Origin of the sequence: [Clostridium] symbiosum ATCC 14940 (assembly GCF_000466485.1) — a bacterium.
In the GTDB taxonomy this organism is placed as follows: domain Bacteria; phylum Bacillota; class Clostridia; order Lachnospirales; family Lachnospiraceae; genus Otoolea; species Otoolea symbiosa.
Window position 1 is genome coordinate 1 of sequence record NZ_KE992964.1, and the last position, 9852, is coordinate 9852.

7 protein-coding genes are annotated in these 9852 nt (G+C 49.7%); 6 read left to right on the forward strand and 1 reads right to left on the reverse strand.

Going from position 1 to position 9852, the window contains the following annotated elements:
• Positions 1–193: 193 nt before the first annotated feature.
• From CLOSYM_RS15300 to CLOSYM_RS15325, 6 genes are all read left to right on the forward strand, one after another.
• Entirely contained in the window at positions 194–1387 is a 1194-nt protein-coding gene (locus CLOSYM_RS15300) for a dicarboxylate/amino acid:cation symporter (protein ID WP_044902535.1), read from the forward strand.
• A 222-nt stretch (positions 1388–1609) separates the two neighbouring features.
• Complete coding sequence (locus tag CLOSYM_RS15305) at positions 1610–2365, forward strand: exodeoxyribonuclease III (RefSeq protein ID WP_021642799.1); 756 nt, start codon at positions 1610–1612, stop codon at positions 2363–2365.
• A gap of 135 nt (positions 2366–2500) precedes the next feature.
• Complete coding sequence (locus tag CLOSYM_RS15310; protein WP_044902531.1) at positions 2501–4321, forward strand: ABC-F family ATP-binding cassette domain-containing protein; 1821 nt, start codon at positions 2501–2503, stop codon at positions 4319–4321.
• 65 nt (positions 4322–4386) lie between these two features.
• Positions 4387–6276: a glycogen debranching protein gene (locus tag CLOSYM_RS15315; RefSeq protein ID WP_021642801.1), complete on the forward strand. Its 1890-nt coding sequence runs from the start codon at positions 4387–4389 to the stop codon at positions 6274–6276.
• Complete coding sequence (locus CLOSYM_RS15320; protein ID WP_044902533.1) at positions 6273–7592, forward strand: S8 family peptidase; 1320 nt, start codon at positions 6273–6275, stop codon at positions 7590–7592. Before CLOSYM_RS15315 ends, CLOSYM_RS15320 begins: the two co-directional genes overlap by 4 nt.
• Positions 7593–7615: 23 nt before the next feature.
• The gene (locus CLOSYM_RS15325; RefSeq protein ID WP_021642803.1) at positions 7616–8677 is read left to right on the forward strand and encodes an acyltransferase family protein; all 1062 of its coding nucleotides are present in this window, start codon (positions 7616–7618) and stop codon (positions 8675–8677) included.
• Between the two features lie 25 nt (positions 8678–8702).
• Here the strand turns inward: CLOSYM_RS15325 and CLOSYM_RS15330 are convergent, their stop codons facing one another.
• Entirely contained in the window at positions 8703–9572 is an 870-nt protein-coding gene (locus CLOSYM_RS15330) for a class I SAM-dependent methyltransferase (RefSeq protein WP_021642804.1), read from the reverse strand.
• Positions 9573–9852 lie beyond the last annotated feature (280 nt).

The following is a 9852-nucleotide window of genomic DNA, read 5'->3' on the forward strand; positions in this document are numbered from 1 at the left end:
AACCTCAGTTAAATCTCCATATGCTTTAGTAACAAAGACCTACCTGAACAGTAACGCGGTGGTAATAATAACAAATTAATTGCATTCGGCATAAATATTGATATAATGGAAATACAATGTTCTAAACAACCGGTGCGGAGAACGCCGGAAAAGGGGGAGATTGCCGCTTATGGCGGCAAGGAAAGGAAGGATTATGAATAAAGTTTTTAAAAGTCTGCCTGTCAGACTGCTGTTAGGTGTCGTCATCGGTATTCTGGCAGGACTGGTGGCGAATGAAGGGCTGATGCATGTTGTTGTGACTCTGAACTACATTATGGGTCAGGTGATTGCCTTCTGTGTACCGCTGATAATTATCGGATTTATTGCTCCATCGATTACGAAACTGGGGAAGAATGCCTCCAGAATGCTTGGAATTGCCCTTGTACTGGCATACACATCATCACTGGGAGCCGCTCTGTTCTCAATGGCGGCAGGTTATGCGCTGATTCCCGGCATGTCTATCAATCCGGCCGTGGAAGGCCTGAAAGAATTGCCGGAAGTTGTATTCCAGCTCTCCATTCCGCCTGTTATGGGAGTTATGAGCGCCCTGGTATTCTCAGTAATGATTGGCCTGGCCGCCACATGGACGAAGGCAGTTACCGTTACGAAGCTGCTGGATGAATTCCAGAAAATTGTGCTTGATGTCGTTAAGAAAATCATTATTCCGATACTGCCGATTTATATTGCATTCACATTCTGTTCCCTGGCATACGAGGGCTCCATTACGAAGCAGTTCCCTGTCTTTGTCAAGGTAATCATTATTGTTATGGCCGGGCACTATCTCTGGATGACGCTCCTCTATTGTCTGGGCGGCGCATATTCAGGTAAAAATCCGGTGAATGTCGTGAAAAATTACGGGCCGGCCTATATTACGGCCGTCGGCACGATGTCTTCAGCCGCCACTCTGGCAGTGGCACTGGAGTGCGCGAGAAAATCGGAACCCACTCTCAGGGACGATATGGTAGATTTCGGCATTCCGCTGTTTGCCAATATTCATCTGTGCGGATCGGTGCTTACCGAAGTATTCTTCGTCATGACGGTTTCAAAGGTACTTTACGGCACTCTGCCGGAACTTTCAACCATGATTTTATTCTGCGTACTGCTTGGGGTTTTTGCGGTAGGAGCGCCGGGGGTTCCGGGAGGAACGGTTATGGCCTCTCTGGGTCTGATTACGGGAGTCCTTGGATTCGACGCTACGGGAACCGCCCTGATGCTCACCATCTTTGCGCTTCAGGACAGCTTTGGAACAGCCTGCAACGTGACCGGAGACGGAGCGCTCACGATGATCCTGACCGGATATGTAGAGCGCCATAAGATTGAGAAACAGAAAATCAGCGTAGATTTGTAAAGATAAAAATCAAATTATTTCATTCAGGAAAGATCAGGCCGGCTGCGATTATCCGGCCTGGTCTTTCTTTTTCCCCTTCCATATTCCCGGCCAAAATGATATACTGAAAACAGATTGTACGCTGTTTTTACAGGTCTGCGGACGGGAACACCCCACGGAATACAGCCTGTGAACGGCAGCACGGCAGCTTCATGCAAATTAACGATAGAGGAGAGACATGCAATGAAAAAATTAATTTCCTGGAACGTAAACGGCCTGCGCGCCTGCGTGGGAAAAGGTTTTTTAGATATTTTTAAAGAGCTGGATGCCGATATTTTCTGCATTCAGGAGAGCAAGCTGCAGGGAGGCCAGATTGATTTGGAGCTGGATGGATATTACCAGTACTGGAGCTATGCCGAGAAGAAAGGATATTCAGGGACTGCGCTTTTTACAAAAGAAGAACCGCTGTCCGTGACCTATGGTCTGGGAATTGAAGCCCATGATCACGAGGGGCGTGTCATCACGGCTGAATTTCTGGATTATTATGTTATCACATGCTACACGCCAAACTCTCAGGACGGGCTGGCAAGACTGCCTTACCGGATGCAGTGGGAGGATGATTTTCTCTCCTATCTGAAAAAACTGGAGGAGCATAAACCTGTGATTTTCTGCGGGGATCTGAATGTGGCCCACCGGGAAATTGATTTAAAGAATCCAAAGAGCAACAGGAAGAATGCCGGATTTACCGACGAGGAGCGGGGGAAATTCACGCAGCTTCTGGAGTCCGGATTTATTGATACGTACAGACATTTTTATCCGGATCAGGAAGGAATATACTCCTGGTGGTCATACCGGTTCAAGGCCCGCGAAAAGAATGCAGGATGGCGCATTGATTATTTCTGTGTGTCAAAAGCCCTGGAAGACAGACTGGAGAGCGCCATGATTCACACCGAAATCATGGGTTCGGATCATTGTCCTGTGGAGCTGGTGATACGGTAGGATTTACCGTTTCCCGGCGGGAGCGCGGACGCAGCACGCGGGGGTTAGGATTCAAAGCCCTGCTGAAAAGCGCAGTTGCGCGAACAATAAACACGGAGAACTACGGAAAATTAAACGGACAGGAAGCAGATGATTATGAATTTACTTACTATAGAACATTTGACCAAATCGTATACGGAGCGTCTTCTTTTCGATGACACATCATTTTCTATTAATGAGGGGGATAAAATCGGCCTGATTGGAATCAACGGTACGGGGAAATCCACCCTCCTTAAGATTGCAGCAGGGCTGGAAGAACCGGATCTGGGAACCGTGGTCCGGGGAAGAAACCTGTATATCAGATATCTGCCCCAGAATCCCGTATTTGAACCTCAGCTTACCGTACTGGAGTGTGTAATAAAAGAGAATGAAGGCCATGAACACGTCTGGGATCTGGAAGGACAGGCCAAAAACATGCTGACCCGGCTGGGGGTGTCGGAGTACGACGCTGTGATATCCACGCTGTCCGGAGGTCAGAAGAAGAGGGTTGCACTGGCCAGCGTTCTCTTATCTGCGGCCGATCTTCTGGTGCTGGATGAGCCTACCAACCATCTTGACAGCAGCATGGCCGACTGGCTGGAGGACTACCTCAAAAAATTCAGAGGCGCTCTCCTTATGATTACCCATGACCGGTATTTTCTGGACTCTGTGTCAAACCGTATCGTGGAGCTGGATAAGGGAAAACTATACAGCTATCAGGCAGGGTACGGCGGCTATCTGGAACTGAAGGAAGAACGTATGGCGATGGAACAGGCCTCCGAGCGCAAACGCCGGAGCATCCTGAGAACCGAGCTGGAATGGATCCGCCGCGGAGCCAGGGCCAGATCGACGAAACAGAAAGGCCGTATTCAGCGCTTTGAAGAACTGAGCGCACGTAAAGGACCGGAGGAAGACGGGGATGTGGAGATGAATTCTCTTACAAGCCGTCTTGGAAGAACTACGGTGGAAGTCTCGCATTTAAATAAGAGTTACGGAGATAAAGTCCTGCTCCGTGATTTCACCTATATTTTTCTGAAGAATGACAGAATCGGCATTATCGGGCCGAACGGAAGCGGGAAATCCACACTGATGAAGATGATTGCCGGCCTGGTTCAGCCTGATTCGGGGGAGACGGTTATAGGACAGACCGTCAGGATGGGATATTTTTCTCAGGAAAATGAAGAGATGGACGACAGCCTTAAGGTGATCGACTATATCAAAAATGTAGCAGAGTATGTGAAGACGCCGGACGGAATGGTATCGGCTTCCCAGATGCTGGAGCAGTTTCTCTTTCCTTCCAGTATGCAGTATACATTAATCGGTAAACTTTCGGGAGGGGAGAAAAGAAGACTCTGCCTGCTTCATATACTGATGGGGGCGCCCAACGTCCTGCTTCTGGATGAGCCGACCAATGATCTGGACATCAGGACGCTTACGATTCTGGAAGATTACCTGGATCATTTTCAGGGGATCGTCATTGCGGTATCCCATGACCGGTATTTTCTCGACAGGGTGGTGCGCCGGATTTTTGCATTTGAGGGCGATGGCGCTGTAAAACAGTATGAAGGCGGTTACACCGATTATCAGGCTGCTCTCGAAGAGAGAGGGCAGGGGCAGGAGGAGAGTACCGCCGCCAAAGCGGGGGCGGAAGACCAGAGCCAGCCTAACCGCAAAAACTGGAAGGAAGGGCAGCCGCGGGAGACGAAGCTGAAATTCACGTATAAAGAGCAGCGGGAATGGGAGACGATTGAGGAGACAATCGCCGCTCTGGAGGAAGAGGTGGCTGAGCTGGAGGGTGAGATTCTTCAGGCTGCCAGTGATTACAGCCGTCTGAACCGGCTGATGCAGGAGAAAGAGGAAAAAGAAGCACAGCTGGAAGAAAAGATGGAACGCTGGATGTACTTAAATGAGCTGGCTGAACAGATTGGGGCACAATAATTGTTACAGCCCGGGTTTAACGGCGTGGGAGCTGTAACCAATAACTTCGGCAAGATGACTGCCGGATGGGAGATGGACAAGTGAAGACAGGCGAAATGGAAAAAATACAGAACGGCCACAGAAATTTTCCTTTAGGCATTACAAAGACAGAGAAAGGAATCCATATCTGCACCGTGGCTCCCGGCGAAAGCTGCAGCCTGGTGGTTTACAGGGATGGGAAAATAATAGAGAAAATACCGTTTTCTCCGGAGGAGAAGGTGGGAGATGTATGGTCCATGGAACTTTGCGGCGATGGATTTTCGGGACTGGAATACTGCCTGGAGACGGAGAGAGGGGAACAGCCCGATATTTATGGGAGAGAATTCCGGGGACGCGAACAATGGGGGGATTTATCTTCCGTCAAAAGACCGGTAAGAAGCTGCTTTGTCCTGGAGGACTTTGACTGGGAAGACGACAGACCGTTAAAATACGCTTTCGGGGAGATGGTGATCTACAAGCTGCATCCCCGCGGATTTACAAAGCATGCATCCTCACACACTTCCGACAGGGGAACGTTTAAGGCAATCACGGAAAAAATTCCCTATATGAAAGAGCTGGGCATTACGACAGTTGAACTGCTTCCTCCAAATGAGTTTTGTGAAGTAATGATGCCCGATCAGTCGGACGGCAATCCTTACCGCAGCCAGGAGCCTACGGGACGGCTGAATTACTGGGGATACGGGGAAGGTTTTTACTTTGCCCCCAAAGCGTCGTATTCGTCGGGAGGGCATAAGAGACCGGCAGCGGAATTTTGCAGCCTGGTCAAGGAGCTTCACCAAAACGGGCTGGAGCTGATTGTCGAACTGTATTTTACCGGGAAAGAAAACCCGTCTCTGATTTTGGAGGCGGTCCGCTTCTGGGTTATGCAGTACCATGTGGATGGAGTGCATCTATCCGGATATGCACCGGCCGGGCTGCTGGTGCGTGATCCATGGCTGTCCGAGACAAAACTTTTTGCAACATCGTGGGAGAATGCGGAGAATGGCAGGGTGCGCCATCTGGGAGAGTACAATGACGGCTTTCTGGTTGATATGCGCATTGTGCTGAAGGGGGACGAGGATCAGATTAATAAATTGATCTTCAGAAACCGAAGAAATCCCGCCGGCTTCGGCGTTATAAATTATATGGCGAATACGAATGGATTTACCATGATGGACATGGTGTCCTATGAGATGAAACATAACGAAGCCAATGGAGAAAATAACCGTGACGGAACGGATTATAATCATACCTGGAACTGCGGCGTGGAAGGTCCGACACGAAAAAAGAAAATAGTGCAGATGCGCAGAAAACAGTTGAGAAACGCCTTTTTACTGCTGTTTCTAAGTCAGGGAACACCCCTGCTTCAGGCGGGGGATGAGTTTGGCAGCACGAAAAACGGGAATAATAATTCCTATTGCCAGGATAATGAGATCTCCTGGATTAATTGGAATTTGCTTGAGACGAACCGGGATATTTTTGAGTTCGTCAAGTACGTCATTGCTTTTAGAAAAGAGCATTCTGTTTTTCATATGGGAACGGAGCCGAAGAATACGGATTACCTGGTCTGCGGTCATCCGGATGTATCATATCACGGAGTGAAAACCTGGTGTCCGGAATTTGAGAATTTCCGCCGCCAGCTTGGAATCATGTATTGTGGGGAATATGGGGAAAAAACGGGCGGCGCGCCCGATGATTACTTTTACACGGCATACAATATGCATTGGGAACCACATGAATTTGCCCTTCCCAAACTTCCGAAGGGCATGATGTGGCATCTGGCCTTTAATACGGATGACAATGAGAATAATGGTATATACAGACACGGAGAGGAACCGGTTCTAAAAAACCAGAAACAGTTTATGGTTCCGCCGAGATGTGTTGTTGTATTTATCGGGCTCAGAAGTATCGGCCATGATGCAAAAATTCAGGAGTGACAATGAAAAACAGACAAAAACGGTTACTTAATAACAGAATAGCGGCTTTGATGCTGAGTGCGGCCCTGGTTGCTCCGGTACTGACTGCATTTTATGTAGGAAGCGCCCAAAGCGTCATTGTGGAGGCATCGGCGCACGGTAAGGAGCATCGGAAAACCGGTGCGAATATTTATTCGCTGGGTCCGGGCTATCAGTCGCTGCCGTATTCCGATACGTATGGGGATTATCAGTGGGCTTTGCTTAACAGCGGAGTGTTCAAGCTGGTTCCGAGTACGAAAACTCCACTGGAGAACACTTTTCAGGGATGGCTTGGAGGCCAGAATGCCGGACAGAACAGGCCGGGGCCTGCCAGGGAGAGTGAAGGGACAACTCTGGCGGTAGCCGGGATTGATATTAATATTATACCTGCCTGGAAGAAATACGATGCGAAAGAAGGAAAACGCCAGGTAATCGTAGCCGTAATTGATACGGGAATTGATTACAGCCATCCTGATTTGGCAGATGCTGTCTGGATAAATGAAGATGAGATTCCGGGTGACGGAATCGACAATGACAGAAACGGATATGTGGATGATGTTTACGGATGGAATTTCTATTCGAATAATAACCAGGTGTTTACCGGTCCGGATGATGATCATGGAACCCACTCTGCCGGGACAATCGCCGCGTCGAGAAATGGGAGCGGAATAATAGGAATCTGTGACCCGTCTTATGTCAAAGTGATGAGTGTCAAGGCATTGGGAACACCTGCCGGTATCGGCACGGCGGATAATGTGGCAAAGGCAATCCGCTATGCGCAGGACAATGGGGCCGTGATCTGTAATCTGAGCTTTGGAACCAATAAATACAGTGAGGAATTATATCAGACGATGAAGAATTCCGGCATGCTGTTTATCGTAGCCGCGGGAAACGGCGACAGTTCCGGCAGGGGATATAATATAGACAGCCTCCCTGTTTATCCTGCCAGCTTTGATTTGGATAACGTGATTTCGGTAGCCAATTTAAGGTTCGACGGACAGATAGATCCTTCCTCCAATTTCGGTGCGAAGAGCGTGGATCTGGCGGCACCCGGCAGCTATATCCTGAGTACGGTTTCCGGAAATAAATACAGCTATATGAGCGGCACCTCCATGGCGGCGCCGATGGTGACCGGTGCGGCCGCTATGCTGTATTCTTATGATTCCGGTCTTGCGGTGACGGAAATAAAGGGCAGAATCCTTAATTCGGTCCGCCGTCTGGACAGTTTGTCAGGCAAAACGTCAACCGGAGGCATGCTGGATGTTTCGGCAGCGCTGAATCTTTCCGGGAATAATTAAGAATAAAATGAGAGAACAGGTATATGAAGCGATTATCGGAGGCGGAATTTCGAAATAAGATTACATGGATGACTTTTATCCTGAGCTGCCTGGTTGTAATGATTCACAGCTATAACGCAGACTTATTCATAAATGGAGAGGGAACCGGAGTGTTTGCAGAAAGCGTAAAGCAGGTGCAGGCTCTGGTTTCTCTTGCTGTGCCTTCCATTGCCGTGCCGGGATTTTTTATCATTTCATCCTATCTGTTCTTCCGGGATGTGTCATGGGGCGAGATTCCGGATAAGATGACGCGCAGGGTCAGGAGCGTGCTGATACCATACATCGTGTGGAACACACTTTACTATTTCCTGTTTATCGTCGTGTCCAGGATTCCCGTCCTGTCTTCCGTGGCAGGGAAGGGAATGGTTGTTTTTTCTCTGGAAAATTTGGCGGATGCTATTATTAATTATACTTATAACCCTGTGCTTTGGTATATGCAGCAGCTTATACTTCTGATAGCGCTCGCACCGGCCGTATATGCGGTGATGTCGAATCTGTGGGCCGGGGGAGCGGCAATCGCCCTTTTATTGTATTTTCTCGGCAAAGCCACGGTGATACCCGTTTTGAATCTGGACGCGCTGCTTTATTTCTCATCGGGGGCCTATCTGGCTCTCCATGGAAGGCGGCTGGCGGAAAAAAGAGACGGGGATAAAGCTGTATCGCGGCTGCTTAAGTGGGCCGTGGTTCTGGTCTGTGTCCTGCTCTGCATCCTGATGTTCAGGACGACACACCGTTACGCCAATTTTCTGACGGCAGTGCTTTACGGACTGCTGGCTCCGGTTACGATCTGGATTGCCCTGCCCTCAGGCCGGCTTCCGGCTCCGGCTCCCTGGATGAAGGAGAGCTTCTTCCTGTATGCGTTCCATTTTCTCATTGTCAGGACGATTAACAAGGCGGCTTCCCTTGTTCTGCCCCATACGGCGGGGGTGGCGCTGATCCTGTATTTTGCAGTCGCCGCCGCCGCGGTTCTTCTTTCCTGGGGAACCTCAGAATTCCTTAAAAGAAAAATACCGCCGCTCTGGAAGCTCCTGAGCGGCGGCCGTTAAAAAATGCTTAGTAAATGCTTAGTGCTTAGCGTTCGCCGGATTCCCACCGGCCGGAAGCGCCGCAGGGCAGCACCAGCCCGCTTTCCGTAACAGGCAGGCCTAACTCGTCTGAGCGTACGCTCCCCTTATATTTTGGCAGCAGCTCTGTGGACAGCATATAAGTCAGCACGGAGGGAGCCAGTCCCGTAGTATAAGAGTTAATAAGATAAAAAAGCGGTTCCTCCGATAAAAGCTGTGCGCACAGTTTGACAAAGGGGTGAATCGCTTCTTCGATCTTCCATATTTCACCTTTTGGTCCTCTTCCGTAGGAGGGGGGATCCATGATGATACCGTCGTAATGGTTGCCGCGGCGTATTTCCCTCTCTGCAAATTTGACGCAGTCGTCCACAATCCAGCGAATCGGGGCATCCCCGAGGCCGGATGAGCGGGCGTTTTCTTTTGCCCAGTTTACCATGCCCTTGGAGGCGTCAACATGCGTGACAGCGGCTCCTGCTTTCGCGGCGGCCAGCGTGGCACCTCCCGTGTAGGCAAAGAGGTTTAAGACCTTTACAGGCCTTCCGGCTTTCCGTATCTTATTTCCAAACCAGTCCCAGTTGGCGGCCTGCTCCGGGAAAAGGCCGGTGTGTTTGAAGCTGAATGGCTTCAGGTTAAAGGTGAGGCCTTTATAGTCGATTGTCCACTGTTCCGGCAGATCGAAGAATTCCCATTCGCCTCCGCCCTTGGAGCTTCTGTGATAATGGCCGTTCATCTTCTTCCAGCCTTTGTGTTTCTTGGGGGTATCCCAGATTACCTGGGGATCGGGGCGGACCAGCAGGTAGTCTCCCCAGCGTTCCAGCTTCTCCCCCTGGGAGCAGTCTATTACTTCGTAATCGTTCCAGCCGTCGGCAATCCACATAATATAATCTATCCTTTCTGAGGGGCAGAAGTGTCCGGTATTTTTTTGATAGCCGGATTCTGCCTTTTATTGATGGCGGTGACCTGTACGCGGAGCGTGCAGGTTATCGTTAACTGGCGGTAAAGGTCAGCAGAGCCTGCCTTTACCGTTAAAAATGCATGATGTATGCGGGATATCCGCAGAATATCCCAACTTCTTATCTATTATATATGGTCAGAATAGGGGTGTCAAATGGAACCGGGGGTGAAATGGAGATTTAACTGAGGTTGGGAGGACGCGT

Excerpts from the sequence above, each read along its gene's own strand:
- CLOSYM_RS15300 (WP_044902535.1), top strand. The coding sequence starts at position 194 with ATGAATAAAGTTTTTAAAAGTCTGCCTGTCAGACTGCTGTTAGGTGTC.
- CLOSYM_RS15305 (WP_021642799.1), top strand. The coding sequence starts at position 1,610 with ATGAAAAAATTAATTTCCTGGAACGTAAACGGCCTGCGCGCCTGCGTG.
- CLOSYM_RS15310 (WP_044902531.1), top strand. The coding sequence starts at position 2,501 with ATGAATTTACTTACTATAGAACATTTGACCAAATCGTATACGGAGCGT.
- CLOSYM_RS15315 (WP_021642801.1), top strand. The coding sequence starts at position 4,387 with ATGGGAGATGGACAAGTGAAGACAGGCGAAATGGAAAAAATACAGAAC.
- CLOSYM_RS15325 (WP_021642803.1), top strand. The coding sequence starts at position 7,616 with ATGAAGCGATTATCGGAGGCGGAATTTCGAAATAAGATTACATGGATG.
- CLOSYM_RS15330 (WP_021642804.1), bottom strand. The coding sequence starts at position 9,572 with ATGTGGATTGCCGACGGCTGGAACGATTACGAAGTAATAGACTGCTCC.